Source organism: Bifidobacterium sp. ESL0764, from assembly GCF_029395515.1.
GTDB lineage: Bacteria > Actinomycetota > Actinomycetes > Actinomycetales > Bifidobacteriaceae > Bifidobacterium.
The window spans coordinates 1,502,678-1,524,841 of record NZ_CP113919.1; the positions used below are offsets into that span (position 1 = coordinate 1,502,678).

The 22,164-nt window shown below is 60.7% G+C and carries 17 protein-coding genes and 1 tRNA gene; 7 read left to right on the plus strand and 11 right to left on the minus strand.

Annotation, left to right across the window (positions count from 1 at the left end; all coding sequences use genetic code 11):
- Positions 1–199: 199 nt before the first annotated feature.
- Entirely contained in the window at positions 200–1,522 is a 1,323-nt protein-coding gene (locus OZX71_RS05695; RefSeq protein WP_277159648.1) for an O-acetylhomoserine aminocarboxypropyltransferase/cysteine synthase family protein, read from the minus strand.
- A gap of 636 nt (positions 1,523–2,158) precedes the next feature.
- Here OZX71_RS05695 and OZX71_RS05700 point away from each other — a divergent pair.
- From OZX71_RS05700 to OZX71_RS05715, 4 genes are all read left to right on the plus strand, one after another.
- Positions 2,159–3,034 carry a pyridoxamine kinase gene (locus tag OZX71_RS05700; RefSeq protein ID WP_277159649.1) on the plus strand — a complete coding sequence of 292 codons (876 nt, stop codon included), beginning with the start codon at positions 2,159–2,161 and terminating at the stop codon, positions 3,032–3,034.
- 436 nt (positions 3,035–3,470) lie between these two features.
- The gene (locus tag OZX71_RS05705) at positions 3,471–4,145 is read left to right on the plus strand and encodes a YraN family protein (protein ID WP_277159650.1); all 675 of its coding nucleotides are present in this window, start codon (positions 3,471–3,473) and stop codon (positions 4,143–4,145) included.
- A complete protein-coding gene (locus OZX71_RS05710; RefSeq protein ID WP_277146518.1) occupies positions 4,145–5,677 on the plus strand; it encodes a YifB family Mg chelatase-like AAA ATPase in 1,533 nt (510 codons plus the stop codon). Before OZX71_RS05705 ends, OZX71_RS05710 begins: the two co-directional genes overlap by 1 nt.
- Positions 5,674–7,368, plus strand: coding sequence for a DNA-processing protein DprA (locus tag OZX71_RS05715; RefSeq protein WP_277146517.1), 1,695 nt, complete (start codon positions 5,674–5,676; stop codon positions 7,366–7,368). Before OZX71_RS05710 ends, OZX71_RS05715 begins: the two co-directional genes overlap by 4 nt.
- A 59-nt stretch (positions 7,369–7,427) precedes the next feature.
- On the opposite strand, the gene OZX71_RS05720 is transcribed toward OZX71_RS05715, so the two are convergent.
- Positions 7,428–7,772 carry an MGMT family protein gene (locus OZX71_RS05720; protein ID WP_277146516.1) on the minus strand — a complete coding sequence of 115 codons (345 nt, stop codon included), beginning with the start codon at positions 7,770–7,772 and terminating at the stop codon, positions 7,428–7,430.
- Positions 7,773–7,867: 95 nt separating this feature from the next.
- On the opposite strand from OZX71_RS05720, the gene OZX71_RS05725 reads away from it, so the two are divergent.
- The 3 genes from OZX71_RS05725 (at position 7,868) to OZX71_RS05735 (ending at position 11,773) form a co-directional block, all read left to right on the plus strand.
- The gene (locus OZX71_RS05725) at positions 7,868–9,835 is read left to right on the plus strand and encodes an FAD-binding protein (RefSeq protein WP_277159651.1); all 1,968 of its coding nucleotides are present in this window, start codon (positions 7,868–7,870) and stop codon (positions 9,833–9,835) included.
- A 100-nt stretch (positions 9,836–9,935) separates the two neighbouring features.
- On the plus strand, positions 9,936–11,015 hold the full coding sequence (locus OZX71_RS05730; RefSeq protein ID WP_277159652.1) for a 2Fe-2S iron-sulfur cluster-binding protein: 1,080 nt from the start codon (positions 9,936–9,938) through the stop codon (positions 11,013–11,015).
- A gap of 113 nt (positions 11,016–11,128) precedes the next feature.
- The gene (locus OZX71_RS05735) at positions 11,129–11,773 is read left to right on the plus strand and encodes a methyltransferase (protein WP_277159653.1); all 645 of its coding nucleotides are present in this window, start codon (positions 11,129–11,131) and stop codon (positions 11,771–11,773) included.
- 9 nt (positions 11,774–11,782) lie between these two features.
- On the opposite strand, the gene OZX71_RS05740 is transcribed toward OZX71_RS05735, so the two are convergent.
- From OZX71_RS05740 to tig, 9 genes are all read right to left on the minus strand, one after another.
- A complete protein-coding gene (locus tag OZX71_RS05740) occupies positions 11,783–12,661 on the minus strand; it encodes a TIGR00730 family Rossman fold protein (RefSeq protein ID WP_277159654.1) in 879 nt (292 codons plus the stop codon).
- A 162-nt stretch (positions 12,662–12,823) separates the two neighbouring features.
- A complete protein-coding gene (locus OZX71_RS05745) occupies positions 12,824–14,506 on the minus strand; it encodes an ABC transporter permease (protein ID WP_277159655.1) in 1,683 nt (560 codons plus the stop codon).
- Positions 14,507–14,509: 3 nt separating this feature from the next.
- Entirely contained in the window at positions 14,510–15,511 is a 1,002-nt protein-coding gene (locus tag OZX71_RS05750; protein ID WP_277160668.1) for an ABC transporter ATP-binding protein, read from the minus strand.
- A gap of 286 nt (positions 15,512–15,797) precedes the next feature.
- Positions 15,798–15,871, minus strand: a tRNA-Arg gene (locus OZX71_RS05755).
- Between the two features lie 110 nt (positions 15,872–15,981).
- Positions 15,982–17,403 (minus strand): ATP-dependent Clp protease ATP-binding subunit ClpX, encoded by a 1,422-nt coding sequence (gene clpX / locus OZX71_RS05760; RefSeq protein WP_277159656.1) that lies wholly within the window; start codon positions 17,401–17,403, stop codon positions 15,982–15,984.
- Between the two features lie 275 nt (positions 17,404–17,678).
- Entirely contained in the window at positions 17,679–18,350 is a 672-nt protein-coding gene (locus tag OZX71_RS05765) for an ATP-dependent Clp protease proteolytic subunit (protein ID WP_277146508.1), read from the minus strand.
- Positions 18,351–18,354: 4 nt separating this feature from the next.
- On the minus strand, positions 18,355–18,978 hold the full coding sequence (locus tag OZX71_RS05770; RefSeq protein ID WP_277146507.1) for an ATP-dependent Clp protease proteolytic subunit: 624 nt from the start codon (positions 18,976–18,978) through the stop codon (positions 18,355–18,357).
- Positions 18,979–19,030: 52 nt separating this feature from the next.
- Complete coding sequence (locus OZX71_RS05775) at positions 19,031–20,335, minus strand: chloride channel protein (protein WP_277159657.1); 1,305 nt, start codon at positions 20,333–20,335, stop codon at positions 19,031–19,033.
- Positions 20,336–20,750: 415 nt separating this feature from the next.
- A complete protein-coding gene (gene tig, locus OZX71_RS05780) occupies positions 20,751–22,130 on the minus strand; it encodes a trigger factor (protein ID WP_277146505.1) in 1,380 nt (459 codons plus the stop codon).
- Positions 22,131–22,164 lie beyond the last annotated feature (34 nt).

The window sequence follows — 22,164 nt, forward strand, 5'->3', positions numbered from 1 at the left end:
AACGCCGGCCACGCGCCGCATCCGTCTCGATAGCCGACGACGACTTACATCCACGGTTGCGCCATAAATAAGCCGCTAACACACACCCAACGGCTCAAAATGGTGGGAAAGTATATTGCGCCATCAATAAGCCTGTGATACTTGCTCAATGGCTTATTGATGGCGCAATTCTGTAGGCTGGTGGCTGCCGGCCCCGTCGCTACTTGGCCAGGCCGGAGGCACGCACCGCCTCGAAGCCTCCCTTGAGATCGTCGAGGATGTCGTCGATGTATTCGGTGCCGATCGACAGGCGGATCGTGCCTTGGTGGATGCCCTGGCTTTCCAGTTCCTCGCGCGTCTCCTGAGCGTGCGTGGTGGAGGCCGGATGGACCACGAGGCTCTTGACGTCGGCGACGTTGGCCAGCAGGCTGAACAGGTGCAGGTTGTCGATGAAGACGCGCGCCGCGTCCTTGCCGCCCTTGATGTCGAAGGTGAAGATCGAGCCGGCGCCGTTCGGGAAGTACTTCTCGTAGAGCTCATGGTCGACGCGGCCGGGGATCGAGGGATGTGAGACGGACTCGACCTCGGGGACGGTCTGGAGGTACTCAACGACCTTCAGCGCGTTCTGGACGTGGCGTTCGACGCGCAACGACAGCGTTTCGGTGCCTTGCAGCAGCAGCCACGCGGCGAACGGGCTGATGCAGGCGCCGGTGTCGCGCAGGAAGATGGCGCGGGCGCGGGTGACGAAAGCCGTCTGGCCCAGCGCCTCGTAGAAATTCATGCCATGATAGGAGGGGTCCGGCTCGGTCAGAGTCGGGAACTTGCCCGGCACCTCGGCCCAGTTGAAGTGTCCGCCTTCGACGATCAGGCCACCGAGCGTCGTGCCGTGGCCGCCGATGAACTTGGTGGCCGACTCCACCACGACGTCCGCACCGTGCTCGAGCGGGCGGAAGAGATACGGAGTGGCGAAGGTGTTGTCGACGAAGACCGGCAGATGATGCTTGTGCGCGATCGCCGAGATGGCCTCGAAGTCGGGCAGGTCGGCGTTGGGGTTGCCGAAGGTCTCGAAGTAGACGAGCTTGGTGTTCTCCTGAATCGCGTCCTCGAAGTTCTTCGGGTCGGCCGGATCGACGAAGGTGGTGGTGATGCCGTCGCGCGGCAGGGTGTGACGCATGAGGTTGAACGTGCCGCCGTAGATGTGCGACGAGGAGACGATGTGGTCGCCGGTCTGCGTGATGTTGCGCAGCGCTGCCTCAACCGCCGCCGCCCCGCTGGCCAGTGCAAGCGCCGCGGTGCCGCCTTCGAGTGCGGCCATGCGGCGTTCGAAAACGTCCTCGGTTGAATTGGTCAGACGTCCGTAGATGTTGCCGGGGTCCTCGAGCGCGAAACGCGCCTCGGCGTGGTCGAAGTTGTGGAAGACATAGCTGGTGGTGGCGTAGATCGGCACGGCACGCGCGTCGGTGGCGGGATCGGCCTCCTCCTGACCCACATGCAGCTGCAGCGTCTCGAAATGATACTTCTTCGGTGTGGTCTCGTCGCTCATAACGGCTCCTTTGATATACGTGAATGCACAATATGGTTATCCCAAGTTTGAGCGTAAACCGGCAGGACACGCACGGCAAGCGCGACGCTATCCCGGTAATCTATAACGCCTTGAAACTCTTAGGAATTCCGCCATTTTCATGCGATAAATAAACCAAAACCGACTACTGCCAATCGTGGATAACCATGCCCTGCCCCACCCCGCGCCTGCTGCAGACGCCATCGATACCAAATTCTCAGTTTGACGATCATCTTGGTGGCACCAAGACCCTCATTTTTCACGGAATTGATACCCAATCCTTCGGATTCGGGTATCTTGGTGCACCAAGACCACCTATTTTTCGTGAAATCGATAGCAATCTACCGATTTCGGGTGACTTGGTGGCACCAAGATGCCTCGATTCAGGCAAATTCAGCCATCATCGCGCAAAACCTAACAACGAAAGCACACGGCGAATGACACAAAGCCAGGATTCCCCTATTCTTGCCCGATGAACTTCTCCCCGCCACGTCATCTGGCGGACAGAGCAAGCGGGTCTGTCCTCGGCACGGCTAGAGTCGTTAGCAGCGACGCCGCAGGCAATCCCGCCCGCGACGGACGCCGATATTATTCATAGACTTTCTGAAAGGTCATGAAATGCAAGAAGATACGACGCTCTATGAGCGCAACCCCAAATACATCCCCCGCGTGGCCGCCGTGCACGATATGTGCGGCTACGGCAAATGCTCGCTGACCGCTGCCATCCCGATTCTTTCGGCGTGCGGCTGCGACGTGTGCCCGGTGCCGACGGCCCTGTTTTCGGCGCACACCAAGTTCCCGGTCTATACGTTCCACGACACCACCGATATCCTCTCCGGCTATCTTGACGCGTGGCGGAAGGTCAACGTCGAGCTCGACGGCGTCTATTCCGGCTTCCTCGGTTCGGCCGAGCAGGTGGACATCATCAAGCGCCTTTATCGCGAATATCCGAAGGCGCTGCGGCTGGTCGACCCGGTGATGGGCGACGGCGGGCAGATGTATCCCACCTATTCGCAGGAGATGTGCGACGCGGTCAAGACGCTGGTGGACGGGGCGGACGTGCTGATGCCGAACCTCACCGAGGCCTCAATCCTCACCGGTCGCGACTACCCGGGACAGAGCCTCAGCGACGACGAGGCCACCGATTGGGTCGGCGCCTTGCTTGACATGGGTGCGAAGAACGTTGTATTGAAGGGCATCGACCGCGGCGACGGCAAGCTGCGCAATTTCGTGGGCAGTGCGAGCGCCGGGGCCAGCGCCCGCGTCGAACTCGCGCACGAGAAGCTGCCGTATATGATCCATGGCACCGGCGACGCCTTCGCTTCGGCACTGTGCGGCGCGGTGATGGCCGGCAAGAGCCTCGGCGAATCGGCCCAGGTGGCCGGCGAGTTCGTGCGTCACGCCATGGAATCCACCCGCAACCAGCCTGATTTCGAAATGCGCGGCGTGAGCTTCGAGCTCAACCTGGGCGAGCTGACCGGGCTCGTCGGCTGAGAGCTTCATCTGCGGTTCGCCTGACCGTTGCTGTGGTGTGGGTTTCATTTTCGCTTTTGTTCTGAAACCTCCGCACGGCATCGGCTCGGAATCGAGATATCGTCTCTGTTTCTTGGCATTGCGTATGGTTTTGCCAAGAAACAGAGGCATTTTTGTGTCCGCTCTGTTTCATCAAAGCCATCACAACAAGTCATTGAAACAGAGCCGGCATATCGCCTCCGAAAACTGACGATTCCCGACATTGCATTGCGTTTCAGTATCACACCAGTCGGAAGCCCGGTTCCATATTCAAAGCGCGATGGCACAGAACCGGCAGCAATTCATCGACGACGATCACCGATAAGAACAGATACGCATTTTTGGATGTGGATGAATTTGTGTACACTCCCGACCTTCTTCACAGGGTTTTCCACCGCCGACGCTGACAGGCGCAACATTGTCCACCACCGACACCACGACTTACGCACAGGCCGCCGAAACCGTCCACAACATTAACCACAATTGCATTACGCAAATACAAAGTTATCCAGAGAAACGCCGTGAAAAACGCAAACGGCCATCATTCGACCACAGCGCCCGTTTTTCGCCCGATAACAACGCGAACCATGCAACACTGAAATGTATGAACACCAATATTTCAGCAGCACAGAAGAATCGATCGGCCACTTGTTTCGGGTGTGGCACCGATCTCGACGACCTCTCCTCGGAAGGCCTGCTGGCACAGCTCGAAGAGCAACTGGTCATGCCCGATCTTTCGGCCAAGCAGCTTGGAACCATCGGCGAGCAGTATGCGGCGGCATGGCTGGCGCAACTCGGCTGGCACGTCCTGGCCCGCAACTGGAGCACGCGGTTCGGCGAGCTCGACATCATCATGATGGCCCCCGAGCACATCGTGGTGTTCGTCGAGGTGAAAACGCGGCGGACACAGCGATACGGCACCCCGCAGGAGGCCATCACTCCACATAAGCAGGCCAATCTTCATCACGCCGCCTCCCTGTGGCTCGCAGGACCCGGAAAATCGATACGGCGGTCCGGCATCCGCTTTGACGCCATGTCGATCCTCCTTCAAGGCAACCGCCCTAGGGTCCAGCACATACCGGGGGCATTCTGATGGCCATCGGGACGGCGATGTCGGTCGGACTGGTGGGGCTCAAGGCCAACGCCATCCAGATGCAGGCCTTCATCTCGCCGGGATTGCCCTATTTCTCCATCATCGGCCTGCCGGATGCCTCGCTGAGCGAAGCGCGCGAACGGGTGAAGTCCGCCTGCCAAGCCAGCGGGTTCAACTGGCCCGAGACGCGTGTGACGGTCAATCTCTCCCCCGCATCCCTGCCCAAACGCGGCTCTTCGCACGACACGGCCATCGCCGTTTCCGTGCTGAGCGCAGCCGGCGTCATCCCCCACGACTGTCTGGCCGACACCGTAGTACTCGGCGAACTCAACCTTGACGGCTCGGTGCTGCCGGTCACCGGGGTGCTGCCCATCGCCCTGTACGCTCGGGAACACGGCATCGATCAGATCATCGTGCCACAGCGCAATGTCGAGGAAGCCGAGCTTATCGAGGGCCTCAGCGTCATCGGTATCCGTCACTTGGGCGAACTCATCGAACTGATGGGAGGCGAAGCGAAATACCGGATCAGCGAAACCCGTATCCCCGACGATCAGCCAATCAGCGAAGACGAAAACCTTGCTCCATCGGTCGGAGACATGGCCGAAGTCATCGGGCAGGAACGAACCAAATGGGCACTTGAAGTGGCAGCCGCCGGCGGCCATCATCTGCTGATGACCGGGCCTCCCGGCTCAGGCAAGACCATGCTCGCCTCGCGTATGCCCGGCATCATGTGCCCGTTGAATGAGCAGGAACAGCTCGAAGTGGCTTCGATACGCTCGTTGTGTGGAACCTTGCCCAACTACGGGATCAGCGACGTGCCTCCGTTCGAGGCTCCGCACCACACGGCCTCCACGGCGTCACTGGTCGGCGGCGGTTCGGGCATCGCCACCCCTGGGGCCATCACTCGCGCCCATCGCGGAGTGCTGTTCATGGACGAGGCACCGGAATTCTCCCCGCGTTCGTTGCAAACGCTACGAGAGCCTCTGGAATCCGGTTATGTAGCACTTTCGCGCTCCAAAGGGACCACCTACTATCCCGCCAATTTCCAGTTGATCATGGCCGCCAACCCCTGCCCTTGCGGGTACGGATACGGCGACGGTTCGCGCTGTACCTGCAAGGAGAAAGACCGCATCCGCTATTTTTCAAGGCTTTCCGGCCCGATTCTCGACCGCATCGATATCCAGGTCGAAGTCCCGCCGGTGGAGCACCTGATGACGCAGAGCTCACAACCGCAGACCACCAGCGAGCAGATGCGGCGCAAAGTCACCGATGCCCGCCACGCAGCACAGGAGCGTTTCGCCGCCTATCACTGGACCTGCAACGCGCAGGCCTCAGGAACGTGGCTGCGCAAGAACACCTCGGAGGCAGCTCTCACCCTCATCGACCAAGCGTTGGAAAACGAGCGGCTGAGTCTGCGTGGGGCCGACCGGACGCTGCGGCTGGCATGGACTCTTGCGGATCTGGGCGGCAAGCCTTCACCGGGCCGTGAAGAGATGATGCAGGGCATCGCCTTGCGAACGAAGGAATCATGATGGACACAATCGCACAGACAGCTGTTGATACATCATCCGCTACGGCAACGGGAAGAAAGACAACCGGCACACCAGCCGTCGACGACGATACGCTGGCCCGGGCCATCCTGACGTTCTGCATCGACAGCGCCGACGCGCTGCTATTCGCTACCATCAAAGGGGCCGGCGATGCCGTCACCGCCCTGCACCTGATCGCCGATGAGAAAGGCGGCACTGCCAACCGCAACCGGCTCGATGAGGTCTTCGCCATCGGAACCGCCAAATGGGGACGAAAAGTCAACGCACGAGGCATGAGCTCATTCCACCACGGGCTGGAACGCTGGCGGGAACGCCTGCACCAGCTGCCTTCAAACGCCGAAAAGGAGCTTCGGGACTTTTTCACGCAAGGCGGGTCACAGTGGATCATCGGACCGGCCAGCCCCTACTGGCCGACTCAGCTCGACGACCTTTCCATCAGAAAAGACTGGGCCTCACCGCTGTGCCTATGGGGCGTCGGCGACCCGGCGGCGTTGACCAGCTGCCCGCAGCCACTGGCCGTTGTCGGCTCGCGCGGTGCCGACGATTACGGACGATACGTGGCCAGAACCGTTGCGAAAAAGGCTGCAGAACAAGGGCACCTTGTGGTGTCCGGAGGCGCATTCGGCATCGACGCCGCGGCGCATTGGGGCGCACTCGACGCCATGAGCGGCATCGGCGCAGAACAAAGCGGACGAACCGTAGCGGTGTTCGCCGGAGGTCTCAACCATATCGGCCCCGAACGCAACCAACCCCTGTTCGAGCGCATCAAAGCCAACGGCGGGGCTCTGATCAGCGAGTTGTGCCCGAACACCATCCCCGAGGCACGACGGTTCCTGTTGCGCAACCGCATCATCGCAGGCCTGGCCTCCACAGTCGTCGTCGCCCAGGCACGCAGTCGCTCGGGAGCGCTCAATACGGCCAATTGGGCGGCAGAGCTGGGACGGGAGGTCTATGCGGCTCCGGGCAATATCAACATCCCCGGCAACACCGGCTGCAATTGGCTGATCCGAGACCATCGCGCCACCATCCTCACCTCGGTCAACGCCGTCGACGAGATCTGCCATGAAGGCCATGCCCCGCTCACCTTGTACGACGAAACGAAGCATCCGATCACAGAAAACAATGCCACGACAGAAAGCCAAACAGCGGCGCCGGCAATCGAACCCGTTGCCGAAAGCGGAAAGGAAAACCATGGAGTCTTGGATCACCAGCAATGCCAATCCGGCCATCCGAGCGGCGGCCGGGAATGCCCTCCCAGTCAGGTCCCCTTGCCGGGCGGCGCCAAGATCCTTCTTTCCGTGCAGAAAAGCACCGCGAACAAGCATGACGGGCCCGAGCAGACCGCGTCTCACACTGCGACATCCGCGAGAGAACCGACCTCCGCCCAACAGGAGGTGCTGACCGCCATCCGTCGTTGCCGCAGACAAGGCGGCGCGGCCACACATGAGACCATCCTTGCGATGCTCAACACGCACCGTCCTGCCGGCAGACATCGGGCCGAGACACGAGGCTCTGCCGATGGCGCGGCACCAAAACTCGAATCGTGGAATATCGGAAGGCTCGAAGGCGAACTCGGTGAAATGGAACTCTACGGAATGCTACGTCTGGAAGCAGGCACCGTGCATATCGTCACCCACAGCGCCAAAAGCCCAAGGCGGCGCCCGACCGATTAGTCCAGCACAGCGAACGAAAGGGCGACACATGCGATCACATCAAACCGCACGAGAAAGCGTCAGCGCTGCCACTGGCAACGCTTCAGATCGACGACCCAACCCTCTTCACCGGCGTTTTCATGTTTCGGCGCAGGAGGCAGGAACGACACGCCTTCGTCCTCAAGCAACGCCCGCTGACGGTCAGGACCGCCGAACGCGAATCCCGGAGCCAGCGAACCGTCGCGAAAGACGACACGATGGCACGGAATCACGCCCGGCTCAGGATTGGAATGCAACGCATAGCCCACGAACCTGGCGTTGCGCGGATTGCCCGCGAGCGCCGCCACCTGGCCGTACGTGGCCACCTTGCCTTCGGGTATGCGCTTGACGACATCGTAGACACGTGCATTGAAAGATTCGCTCATACCCCCATGGTACGAGTGCCACTCCCGTTTGGGAAGAGCTCACCTACCACGTTCCTGCAATATGCTCTTGCTGGCCTTGTGCCATAATCGGGGGTATGAGTCCAGAGCAAGTTGAAGATATGTACGACGCGGTAATCATCGGCGCAGGGGCGGCCGGATTGTCGGCGGCACTGGGAATTTTACGAAACGACAAGATCAAGGAAATGGCCGCCAAGGGCCATCGCCCGAAACTTCTGGTGATCTCGAAACTGCAGGCGTTGCGCTCGCATACCGGTAGCGCTGAGGGCGGCATCGCGGCAAGCCTCGGCAACATCGAGCACGATGACTGGCACTGGCATTATTACGACACCGTCAAGGGCGGCGATTGGCTGGTCGATCAGGACGCAGCGAAGATACTGGCGCAATATGCCCCGCAGACCGTCGTCAATCTTGAGCACGACGGCGTTGCGTTCTCGCGTACGGCGGACGGGCATATCGCCCAGCGCAAGTTCGGCGGACATACCAAGGATTATGGTAAGGCGCCGATAAAACGAGCGGCCTATGCGGCCGACCGGATCGGTCACCAGATCCTCTACGCGCTGTGGCAGCAGTGCATCGGCGCAGGAGTACAGTTCGCCGAGGAATGGTACGTCACCGATCTGGTCTTGAACGATGCCAAGGATCGGGCCTGCGGCGTGGTCGCATTCGACACCCACACCGGCAAGACCCACCCCATCGCCTCCCGTAACGTCCTTATGGCGAGCGGCGGAGCCGGACGGCTCTTCCACACGACCTCGAACTCCTGGGATCTGACCGGAGACGGCATGGCGCTGGCACTCAAGGCCGGATTACAGCTTGAGGATTGCGAATTCGTGCAGTTCCACCCCACCGGGCTTGCGCACACCGGCATCCTGCTTTCCGAAGCCTCCCGCGGCGAGGGCGGCATCCTGCGCAACGCCGACGGAGAGGCCTTCATGGCCCGTTACGCCCCGGAGCACAAGGATCTGGCGGCACGCGATGTGGTCAGCCGTTCCATAATGGCCGAAGTCGACGCAGGACGAGGCGTAGCCGACCCGAAGGAACCGAATGGCCCGAAAGACTGCGTGTGGCTGGACATGACCGGCATCGACAAGGCGCATATGCTGGACGTGCTGCCCCAAGTGGTCGAAACCATCCGTGACTACGCGGGATTGGACCCGAGCCGGGACTGGGTGGCGGTCAAGCCGACTGCGCATTACACCATGGGCGGCATCCCCATCACCACGGACGGTCAGGTCTACCAGTGGAACGACGGCAAACGCGATATCGTCGAAGGCCTGTATGCGGCCGGCGAATGCTCGTGCGTCAGCGTCCACGGCGCGAACCGCTTGGGTGGTAACAGCCTGCTCGACGCCTGCCTGTTCGGCACACGCTCCGGCGAATCCATCGCCCAGGCCATCGGCGACGAAGCGAACGATACCGGCAGCAGCGACGAACAATCCTGCGATAGCGAAAACCGGAATACTACGCAACTGGCGGCCGACAAACGTCAGTCGTCAATCAAAACGTTATTGACATCATCCACTGACAATGATCTTGCTGGAACCACCGGAGTTGCTAGCAACGTATCCGCGTCCATCTCACTGCCCGAAGGCGAAGCCGCTTCATCTTCCACGACGGATGTTTCCGACCATGAACCGGATGCCGGCCTCGATAATCCTTACCGGCTGCTGGCCGACCTCGGCACGACCATGGAGCATGCGGCGGCGGTGCGTTGCGACGCCAAGAGCATCGCCGAGGCGCAGCGCATCATCGCCGAACAACTGCTGCCCCGAGCCAAGGCCCTTCGCACCCATTCAAGCGCCACCGCCTTCAACCAGGAGCTCACGGCGATATGGGAGGTCCGCAACCTCATCGAGCTGGCTCAGGCGATGCTCGACGCCTCGGCCGCGAGGCACGAGTCTCGTGGCGCGTTCGCCCGTACCGATTTCCCGCAGCGCGACGATGAACATTTCCTCGTCCACTCCATGTCCGACGCCGCCGGCAACGTATCCTGGCAGCCGGTCCATATCGTTGATATGCCGCCGAAATCGCGAGCCTACTGATCAAGACGACGAATCCAATAATCCATGTAACGTCCAGACGTCCTGCGGGCCACGGTTCGTGGCAGACTGACAGACGAAAGCAACGATGAAGGCAGCGGCAATGAGTGAAAACACAATACACGGCACAACGGTGACCATCCGAGTCCATCGGTTCACCCCGAAATCGGATTCCGAGCACGCACGCCGCCATTCTTCGAGCCCGTTCGGCGGCAGGGCACGAGGCGGCAGCCCGTTCGGCTCCTCGCCGTCACGGCGTCGTATCCGCGGCAGGCATTTCACACAGGATTACACCATCGAGACGCGTGCCGGGCAGACCGTGCTCGACTGCCTACTCGCCATCAAGCGCGACCTCGATCCGACGCTGGCCTTCCGCTATTCGTGCGGCCACGGTATCTGCGGCTCCGATGCGGTGTCCATCAACGGTACGCCGACGCTGCTGTGCACCGCCAAAGTCGAGGAATACGCCAAATCGAATTCAATCCAGAGCCGTCAGGCAAACACAGCCGACGAAGGATTCCGCTCGACCGCAACGTTGGCCAGCGATGTTGCCGGCAACGGCACTACTGCCAACAGTTCCGCCGTTTCTTCCGACCGTTACGCCCGCTCACTCACCGGTCTTGATGCAGACAATCAGCAAAACACCAGCGACGCCGATCATCCCAGCGCCACCACAGAGAGTCATAGCGCCCTCTCGAATCCCCATGTCATCGAAATCGCGCCGCTGCCCGGCTTCCCGGTGCTGCACGACCTTATCGTCGACATCGACCAGATGATGAACCAGATCAAAAAGCTCGAGCCCTATCTTAAGGCCGACGGCAAGCTGGCCACCACCGAAGACGGCAAGATCGACATGTTCGAATACCTGCAAAATCCCGAAGAGCTGAAACGCTATGAACTCTTAAGCAATTGCATCTCGTGCGGCGTGTGCGAAGGCAGCTGTCCGGTCTACGCCGGAGGCGAGGCGTTCATCGGCCCGGCAGCGCTGATCGCCGCCTCCCGGTTCATCAACGATTCGCGCGATGAGGCCACCAATCAGCGGCTCGATGCCATCGCCACCGCCGACGGCATCGCCGCCTGCCAATCCGTGCGCGCCTGCAGCCGCGAATGCCCTCGCGGCATCGACGTGGGCGAAGAGATGTGGCAGCTTACGGAACGCGTCAAAAGCCGACAGGGCCGGTGATCAATCCCCTCCCGCCTCATCGTGATTCCGCTTTGGCGATTGCTAGCCGTATCATAAAATCGGTAATCGATGGTGCTATACGTGCCGATGACAGCAGAAGTGCAGGGTGGAAGATGAACAAGACAACATACACCAATATGGCCAAGGTTTGGGAATTCGCGGAAACCCATGCATTAAGCGAAGAAAACGACGTGCTGCGCAAGGCCCGCGCCGACGCCGAAAAAGCCAAGCTCCCGCAGGGTTCCGCCGCACAGGCCAATCTGCTGCGTTTCATCACCCGCAGTCTGAACGCTACCTCCATCATCAGCATCGGCACCGGCTCGATCGTCGAAGCGCTGCAACTGGTGGAAGGCCTGGGCGGCGCCGGACAGCTGACGGCAGTGGATTCCTCGGCGCGTGGCATCACGATGATCCGCAGCCTCTTCGCCGATATCTCGGACTCTGCGGAAAACCGCACCACGTTACGTGCGGTCAATACCTCTCCGGCCGTTTTCCTTCCCCGTCTGAATGCCGGAACCTACGACCTCATCGTCGTCTCCGGCGTTGCCTCGAACTATGAGCCTTCCTTCGCGGAGGCGGCCAATCTGCTGAAAACCGGCGGCAGGATCATTTTCACGGATATGTCGGGCCTGGCCTATCCCGATAATGGCAAGGCGGAGGCCATGCGCGCACTGCTCACCAACGTCGAGGACGACGATCGTTTCGAAGCGACGCTTACACCGACGGGAACCGGCATGTTGATTGCCGCAAAACGTTGAAGCCGTCATTTATTTCGTCATCCCGCCGATCGCCAGCCTCACCGCCTCTTCGGGGTCATCGGTGAACTGAACCTTTTTAAGGTCCTCCTTCGAAATCAGCCCACGCTCGAGTATCGGCCCGCGCACCCAGTCGAACAGGCCCTTCCAATACTGGGTGTCGAAGAGCACCACCGGCTTGGGCGAGGTCTTGCCGGTCTGCACCAGCGTCAGGATCTCGAACATCTCGTCAAGCGTGCCGAAGCCGCCCGGGCAGACGATCAGCGCCGAGGAATATTTGACGAACATCATCTTGCGCACGAAGAAGTAGCGAAAATTCATGCCGAGATTCACCCATTGGTTGAGCCCCTCCTCGTGCGGCAATTCGATGCCGAGCCCGACCGAGACGCCGCCGGCCTCAGCCGCCCCACGGTTGGCGGCCTCCATGATGCCCGGGCCGCCGCCGGTAATGACCGTGATCCCACTTTGCGCGGCCATTTCGCCCATGCGCATGGCCTGACGGTATTCCGGCTCGTTCTCCTTGACGCGCGCCGAACCGAACACGCACAACGCCCGCCCCAGGTCCGCGAGCGCATCGAAGCCCTCCACGAATTCCGACTGGATGCGCAGCACGCGCCACGGGTCGCCGTGCCGCCAATCCTTGCCGTCACGAGCTTTCGCCACGCGTGAAGCGGCTTTTGAGATATTCCCGTCGTTGCAAGTCTGATTGGCCGTACCTGACGTAACAACAGTATCGTTTTCGTCCGTCTGCCCATGATCGTCTTCGCCATCAGGATACGACAGGAGCGCCTGATCCGGGGTCTGCTCGGGAATCATCGACCCGCGCATCAGCACCGACCCGCTGCGATGCGTCTCGCCCAGCGGTGAATGTTTGCCTTCTGTCTGCCCCATACATGCCTCATTCCTCTGAATATCAAGCGTTTTCAGGCTATCGCAACCTCCCGAACGCATATCCGAGTCCACAGCGTCTATTGCATGATGTACCACTGAATCACGCCGATCCCAGCTTTCAAGCCCTATGGCGAATCGTCAAGCGCGGATCATGACGCGTTTTCACTGCTGCAACGTCGCCATCGAATCGAGTGTCGCCAATACCTTCAACTGACGTCTGTCCAGCAGTTTGCCGCCCAGCCATGTGCCGACGGCCAATACCACCACCCCGTCGATGACGGCGCAGACGCCCAAGGCCCAGAACGGCCAGAACCGCGAGAACGGAACCAACATCATCAGCCCGCTGGGCAGCACCAGCACGACCACCAGAAGCATATACAGCAGCGGCATCACGAGCTGCGCAAGCGCACGGCCCTGCGGCGTGGCAAACGGCTTGTCGATCGACGGCACCGGATAGATGGCCATGCACGACATGACCTCCGCGACACCGAGCCCCACCAGGTCGAAAGCGACGCCGAAACCGAAGAAGACGGACATCTGCCGCCAGTCACCGGCGTTGGCCCAGCTGCCGGTGAACACCATCAGCACCAAGGCGATCAAGGCCAGATACACCAGCGAAAAGACTGCGTAGACGCGCACACGGCCTCGCCTGTCGTCGCAGCCCTTCAACCCCGCCAATACCTGCATGGCGAATCCCTGTCCGTCGTAGGCCAAGCCGTTGCTCTCCACGAAATTCATAAACAGGCCGGCGAGGATAAGGGCAGGAAAAGCGGCAAGGGCGTGGCCGTGGGCGGTCACGAGCATGATGACCGCAAACAGCAGCGGCATCAGCAGGAACATGAATTGACGGGGGTCATGCCGCAGATAGGTGACCAATCGTGCCGACACCGCGCCGGACGGCGAATCCGGCATCCAGCCGAACGCCCCGATGCCTTTGATCGTGGCGGAGTGGCTGTCTTCACTGCCGGACATCAGCCGCTCGTGCTTCAGGCACCACAAACCGACCGCAAAACAGAGCACCCATGTCGCCGCAAGCACGACCAGACGGCACAGCAGCGCGCCCCACGCCCCGCTCGCCACGTCGAAAGGCAGCGCGAAGGCCGCGGCCAGAGGCGTGAAGGAAAGCACCGCCGTCACGTCGGACAACGAACGCATCGCCTCGGAGATCTGCGCTTCCGTCCCAGCGGTGATTTCGACGCTTCCGTTCTCGGACAGGCTTCCGCCCGCCGCTCCGCCACCCAGCATGGCCGGGATTTCGACGATCGCCAGGAAAATCAGGAACATGACGATATAGAGCACCGTCTGACCGTGCTTGGTTCGCACCAGGGCGTCGAGCAGCGAGGTGACCATACGGCCGAGCATGCAGATGGTGAGGATGGCCAGAGGCGCCGACACGAGCGCGGCGACAACCATTCCCGCGCCGAGCCGGCGGTAGGCCATCGCCCATTCGGCGAGCGCCACCATACCCACAATCGCCGGAATACCGGCCATGCTCGAGGCGATAAGACCGGTCTGCAACGTTTTGTCTTCAATGCCGAACAGCGCAAAACGCCTGACACCCATCGCCGTGCCGCCACCGATCATCATCGCCTGCAGCATGACCACCATCAACGTCAGCAATGTGCCCAACAGGACCATGGCGAAGCGCATCGCGTCCACCGGAGCCATGTCGCCCGGCACATGCGGGTCCGGGCCGAACCGCCAGGCGAAGATGCCGACACCGACGACAAGGGCCAGAGCGATCAGCGCGGTCAGGACGAAACTGATTGTCTGCCAAGCCGACTTGCGCATCGTCGCCCACGTCAGCGCCCACTTCAGGCGCACCATGGTTGCTATCTCGCCCATCGTTCACGCCTCCGGGTTGAGGCCTGCTGGATTGGGGTTGACCGAGTTGGCCAGGCAGGGATTGGCCGGGCTCGAACCGGCAGGATTACCTGATTTATCTCGACTGGCGAAGTTGGTTGGAGCAATCTGACCAGCGGAACCGGCATGGCCGTTTGGATTGATATGACCAGCGACGTTTGCCTGACCAGCTGGGTTCACCATGCTCGATGAACTGGCCGCAGCACCGTTACCGCCGCCGTCGAGCCAATCGAGGTGCGCGGCGCCGTGCCGCCCGCCGACCAAATCGAGGAACCGGTCCTCCAAATCCTCTCCTGCCGCGACCTGCGCGACGGTGCCGGCCGCGCGCACACGTCCATGGTCGATGACGGCGACGTGCGTGCACATCTTCTCGACCAGCGCCATGACGTGCGAGGAGATGATGACCGTGCCGCCCGTGGCCGCATATTCAACCAGCACGTCCTTCAGATTCGCGCTGGACACGGGGTCTACGGACTCGAACGGCTCGTCGAGCACAAGGATGCGCGGACTGGCGATCATCGCCGTCCCGAGGCAGATTTTCTTGGTCATGCCGGCCGAATAACCCGAAACCATCTTGTCGCCCGCCTCGGCCAGGTCAAAGGCCCGCAGTAGGTCGTCGGCACGCTTGGCGACTTCGGCGCGCTTCATCCCTCGCAGCATGCCGGAATAGATCAGCAATTGCCGGCCGGTGAGCCGGTTGAAGATCTGGTCGGCCTGAGGCATCACGCCGATGGACCGCTTGGCCCGGTTGACGTCGCTCCACACATCGAAACCGAGGATACTGATAGCCCCGCCGTCGGGCATCAGAAGCCCGGTGACCATGTTGAGCGTCGTGGTCTTGCCCGCCCCGTTGGGCCCGACCAGCCCGTAGAACGAACCGACCGGAATGTCGAGCGAAAGGCTGTCGACGGCCGTCTTGTCGCCGAAGCGCTTCACCAGCCCCCGTATCGACACCGCCATCGCCGCCTCGCCACCAGCCGTTGACATACCGCCGGTATTCAAGGATTCAGCGGTATTGGTGCCACTCGGATAACGCGGTATCGTGGTTTCGTCCATCATCCCTCATTTTCCTGTTATCGGTCACTTCTTCGTCCAAATTCAAGGATACACGCGACCTTCCGGACAGACGCATGGTCCGCTTGCCGTCACCCGGAAACCAGCAGCTCGGTCGCCGCCTCCCGACACCGCGGACCAGCGTACCCCGGCCGGACACCTCATGGACACCCGAAAATCAAAAAACCCGCGAAACCTTGCGATTTCGCGGATTAATCTGTGCGCACGGCAGGATTCGAACCTGTAACCTGCTGATCCGTAGTCAGCTGCTCTAATCCATTGGGCTACGTGCGCAGTGTCAAGAACCTTGTTTTTGACAACTCATCTAATATAACGTAGGTTGCCGATTCGCGCAAGCATGGCGTGTCGTGCCAACCCCGGTAAAGAGACTGCCCTGCACATCTTTAACCAAACGCGTGTATCTTGCCCCGGCGCGACGAACGCCCGGCCGTTGCCGACGAGACGACCATCTTCGGCACGCCCTCGCCGCGCACGGCCGTGGCGTCGACGATGACCTGTTCTACGTCATCCATCTCCGGCAGCTGGAACATCGTCTCCTCCAACGTCTTTTCGATGATCGAACGCAGTCCGCGTGCACCGGTGCCTTCCCTGATGGCCTTGGCGGCGATGGCGGCGATCGCCTGATCGGTAAATGTCAGTTTGACCCCATCGACGGCGAACAGCTTGCGGTATTGCTTGACCAAGGCATTGGCCGGACGCACGAGGATGTCGCGCAGGTCCTGCTCGGTGAGTTCGTCAAGCACGCTGACCACGGGCAGACGCCCGATGAACTCCGGCAACAATCCGAAATCGCCCAAATCGTCCGCGTCGACCTGCCGCAGCAGGTCGGCTGTGCTCTCGTCCCGCTCGTCGAAGGTTGCGGTAAAGCCGCTCTCGCGCGCCCCGAGCCGCTTGCGCACGATCGCGTCGAGGCCGACGAACGCGCCGCCGCAGATGAAGAGGATGTCACGCGTATCCATTTTGACGGTGTTCTGGTCGCGGTGCTTGCGCGTGCCCTCCCCCTCCAGCGGCACCGAGGCGATGGTGCCTTCGAGGATTTTCAGCAACGCCTGCTGCACACCCTCCCCGCTTACATCGCGGGTCAGCGAGGCGCTTTCGCCGCTTTTTCGGGCGATCTTGTCGATCTCGTCGATATAGACGATGCCGTGTTGGGCACGTTCCACGTCACCGTCAGCGGCCTGCAGAAGCCGTTGCAGCACACTTTCCACGTCGTCGCCGATGTATCCGGCCTCGGTCAAGGTGGTGGCGTCGACGATGACGAACGGCACGTTCATCACCCGGGCCAGCGTCTGAGCCAGATAGGTCTTGCCGACGCCGGTCGGCCCCAGCAGGAGAATATTGGATTTGGCCACTTGCACGTCTGCCAGTGGATCGGCCACCCGTCTGCCGGAACGCCTCCCGGGACCTGCCTTGGCATCCTCTGCAGTGCCAGACCTATGCGACGCACCCGAAGCCGCAGCGGCCTTGCCCATGCCGGCCCCGGAGCCATGAACACCCTCGCCCATTTCCATATTCACGCGCTTGTAATGGTTATAGACGGCTACGGAAAGAGTGCGCTTGGCCTGTGGCTGTCCGACCACATACTGGTCGAGATAGGCGTAGATCTCGGAAGGCTTGGGCAGATTCAGCGCGTTGATCTTGACGTCCTTGTCATTGTCGTCGTTGATCAGGTCGACGCATTGGGCGATGCACTCGTCGCAGATCGCCGCACCCTGGCCGGTGACGAGCTTACGCACCTGACGCTCGCTTTTGCCGCAGAACCCGCAGCGCGGGATGGAGTCGTTATAATCCACCACGTCGCCCATGCCTTCTCCTTACACGCATTCGCGCTCCCGTGCCTTTTGACACGGTGACGCCCGTTACGCCAAAGCCGTTTGCGTGCCGCACCAATGCAGCAACACACCAAACGGCAATCGACGCTCTTCCAACTGGTCCGTATACGACGATACCCCTCACGCGCGAACGTGAAGGGTATCGTTACCAAATCAACCGATTTGTCTACCTGACGAAGCCGTGGCCTCAAGAGAAGCGCAAGTTACTTGCAAGCTATTTTGCAAGTTATCTGCGACCTGCCACGAGATTACTTGCGGTTGGCGAGCACCTCGTCGACCATACCGTATTCCTTGGCCTCGGGGGCCGTCAGGAAGGTGTCGACCTCGATGTCCTTGCGGATGCGTTCGGCGGACTGGCCGGTGTGCTTGGCCAGCGTGTTCTCGAGCCACTCACGCATGCGCAGCATCTCCTTGGCCTGGATCTCGATCTCGGTGGCCTTGCCGGCCCCCTGATCGATCGCCGGCTGGTGGATCAAGACGCGCGCGTTGGGCAGCATCAGACGTTTGCCCTTGGTGCCGGCGGCAAGAATCACCGCGGCGGCCGAGGCTGCCTGACCGAGACAGACGGTCTGCACGTCCGGCTTGATGTATTGCATCGTGTCGTAGATGGCCGTCATCGCGGTCATCGAGCCGCCGGGCGAGTTGATGTACATCATCACGTCGCGGTTGGGGTCCTGGCTCTCCAGGACCAAGAGCTGGGCCATGATGTCATCGGCCGACGTGTCGTCGACCTGCACGCCCATGAAGATGATGCGGTCTTCGAACAGGCGGCTGTAGGCGTCCTGCGTCTTCATACCATACGGCGTCTTTTCGCTGAACTGCGGCATCACGTAACGGCTTTCAGGCCTGAACCCTGCCACGCCACGCGGGCCGGCGAGACGCTCGGCACGAGCTACAAACTTCGCTTCTTCACTTGCCATCTGTTCACTCCCCTGCCTTCGCTGTGCGCATGCTGCCCGGCGTGGTCACGATCTTGTCGAAGAACCCGTAGTCCAGCGCCTGCTGGGCGGTGAACCAGTGATCGTACTCGTTGTCGCGGTAGATCTCTTCCAAGGTGTGCCCGGTCTGGTCGGCGGTGAGCTGCGACATGGTCTTCTTCATATCCATGATCAGCTCGGCGTTGATGCGCACGTCGGTGGCTGTACCGCCGATGCCGCCCGAAGGCTGGTGCATCAGAATGCGGGTGTGGCTGGTGGCGAAACGCTTGCCCTTGGTACCGCTGGAAAGCAGGAACTGGGCCATGGAGGCCGCCATGCCGACGGCGACGGTCGCCACGTCGGGCTCGATGAGCTGCATGGTGTCGTAAATGGCCATGCCTGCGGTCACAGAGCCGCCGGGCGAATTGATATAAAGCCAGATGTCTTTCTTCGGATCCTCGGCCGCAAGCATCAGCATCTGTGCGCAAATGACGTTGGCATTGGAATCCTTGACCTCATCGCCAAGCCAGATGATGCGTTCCTTGAGCAACCTATTGAAAATCGGGTCCGTCATGGACGGGGCCGAATCCCCTTCGTCCATCGACGGCGTAGATGTCAGCAATCCTGCCACCGTATCTCCTTGATATTCACGTGTTTATTACCGTTTACGATATTACCCGCACTTATACGACACTTTTTCTGGTTTTGCGCTCAGCGCTGGAAACACGGCGTTTCAGAGCATCCAAGAAAACCTTGGAAACCAAAGCCGAGACCGCGACGCCGATGCCCACCGGTACGAAAAACGCCATCGGCGCGCGGGTCAGTTCCATCACCAGACACATCGCCATCAGAGGAGCCTGTTGAGAGGCCGCCAACAGCGCGGTGGCCCCCACGAGAGCGCATGCGGTGATGGTGTCATGGGGACTGACCAAAACCCATGCGAAACCAAGCAACGCACCCAAAGTGGCACCGAGGGAGATGCCAGGTTGCAACACGCCGCCCGACGCGCCCGCACGTATGGTACCCAGCGTCAGCACGGCTTTCGCAACCAACAGAGCCAGCAGAACCGGTATCAGGCTGCCGGCCTTGCCGGCAACAGAGGCAAAGGCGTATTGTGCCACCGAACGACCGTTGCCCATGATCTGCGGCAGCCATATCGCGACGACACCCGTCGCCAAGGCGGCCAACGGCATCATCCAGAGAATACCAGTACCTTTGGGTTTGTTTCCCTCGGCCCACTGCGAGCCTTTCCTGAACATCGCCCCGGCCAATCCACAAATCACACCGGCGAGAACAGCAAAAAGAGACAGACTCCACGTCGGTACCACGTCCTTGCCCATCGCGGCCATACTGTAGAACGTGTCACGTCCACGAATCATCGAGGCGACATAAGCAGAGACCACGGAAGTGCCCAGGGCGATGCCTACGGTTTCGATACTGACATCGGCCAGAAGAATCTCAATGGCAAAGAACGCGCCTGCAAGAGGGGCGTCGTAGACTCCGGCAAGGCCGGCTGCAGCGGCACAGGCCACAACGATCTTCCGGTCCCTCACATCTAAATGGACCAATCCAGAGAACTGTTGCCCGAGCATCGCACCGAACTCGCGCGGCGCGACCTCACGGCCGACCGATGACCCGGCACCCACGATGAAAATCTGAAGCAACACATGCACCATGGTCTGCCAAACCGGCATGCGCTCGCCCGCCACGGCTTTTTTGACCGAGGGCACCTTGGTGGTTTTGGTGCGCAGCAGCCACCAGACGATCGCTGCGAACACGGATCCGGCCACGACCGAGGCAACGCGCCGCCCCGGCACCACCTGATACGGACTCGGATTCTGCGGATTCTCGACATACCCCAGCATCAGCCGTTCGACACCGCTCAGCATCAGGCCAAGCAGCCCGGAACTCACGCCGACAGCACCGCCCAGCAGGAAAACCGTCGCTAAAGCCCAAATCTTACGACGACGCCCGTCAATCATTCTCATCGACGTTCCTCTCCAATACCATCACCTCTGTTGCGGCTTTAATCCCATATCCAATTTTGAGCAGGCAAATTAATCTGACGTAATGGTAGCAAACATCATCTCGCGGACATCCTAAACGGTCATTACCAACAATTCCTCAAGATTCCATCATGTTGGTGCCACCAAGTTACCCTTTTTATTAAGAATCAAGTCGCAATCTTCAAAAAACCAGCGTCTTGGTGCACCAAGATGGCGTTTAATCAGCAAATCAAGACCTAATCTGCAAAAAATGGGGTTCTTGGTGTCACCAAGAGCAATAAAATGACGAGATTATCTTTAACTTTATAAAAACATATCTAAAGAAAATATGAAAATGTGGGGTGTGGAAGAATTCTTCCACACCCCACATCAGACAGTCAAATCAGACGGCAAAGACTCACTCGGCCTTGTCGTGATCGCTGAGCTCGTCGGCGACGGCGGCAGCGGCGGACGCGGCCTCGACGCTTTCGTTCTCTTCGGCATCCTCGGCGGCTTCGTCATCGCCAAGGAACGGGGTCAGATCGAGATCCTTGCCGTCGCAGGTGAACTTGACGGCGCGCATGCCGGCCAAGAGGCCCTTGGAACGGCCGACTTCCTGGACGGCGCTGCCAAGCTGGCCGTTCTGGACGATCGCGTTGATGAAAGCACTCGGATCCATGCCGTACTGCTGGGCGATGGAGGCGAGGAAGTTGGTGACGTCCATCTGCGAGACCTTGACGTCGAGCTGCTCAGCGAGGGTGTCGAGCACGATCTGGTCCTTGAGCTCCTTGTCGGTGGCCTCTTCGGCTTCCTTCTTCTGCTCGTCTGTGGCCTTCTTCGGGTCGGCCGTGACCTGCTTCAGGTGGTCTTCGATCATCTCGTCACGAACGCCCTTGGGCAGCGGGATCTCCACGTCCTTCTTCAGGGCGTCGAGGAACGCATCGCGGGCCTCGTTGGCCTGCTTGCCTTCGCCGTCACGCTCGCACTGCTTCTTGATGTCTGCCTTGAGCTCATCCAAGGTGTCGAACTCGGAGGCTTCCTGAGCGAAGTCGTCGTCGAGCTTCGGCAGCTCTTCGGCCTTGACGGAATTGACCTTGACCTTGATCTGGGCCTTCTCGCCTTCGTGGTCGCCGCTTTCCAGCGTGCCTTCGAAAGTGGTCTCCTCGCCTGCGGACAGGCCGTCGAGCGCCTCGTCGATGCCGTCGAGCAGCTTGCCGCTGCCGAGCTCGTAGCTCACGCCTTCCTGGGAATCGACGTCTTCGCCGTCGATGGAGGCGGTGAGGTCGATATTGGCGAAATCACCCTTCTTAGCCGGGCGATCGACGCCCACGAGGGTGCCGAAACGCTGACGAAGGTTGTCAAGGCGCTTGTCGACGTCCTCATCGGTGACCTCGGCCTTGGCAACATCGAGGGTCATGCCGTCGAGCTTCGGCAGCTCGATTTCCGGGCGGCGCTCGACGGTGGCGATGAACTTCACCTTGGTGTCATCCTTCTCGCTGGTCGGCAGTTCCTTGACATCGAGCTCGGGCTGGGCCATCGGGCGGATCTTCTTCTCCTCGAGGGCCTTGGAGTAGAGCTCCGGGACCGCGCTGTTGACGGCTTCACCGGCGACGGCGCCGAAACCGACGCGCTGGTCGATGATCTTGCCGGGTACGTGGCCCTTGCGGAAGCCCGGGACGCTGATCTGTTTGGCGATCTCCTTGCGGGCCTCAACAAGATACGGGTCGAACTCTTCCGGGTCGACGGTGACGGTGAGCTTCACCTTGGTGGGCTCGAGATTCCTCACGCTGATTTTCACGCTAGTGCTCCTGACGATTATTCCTACTATTCCT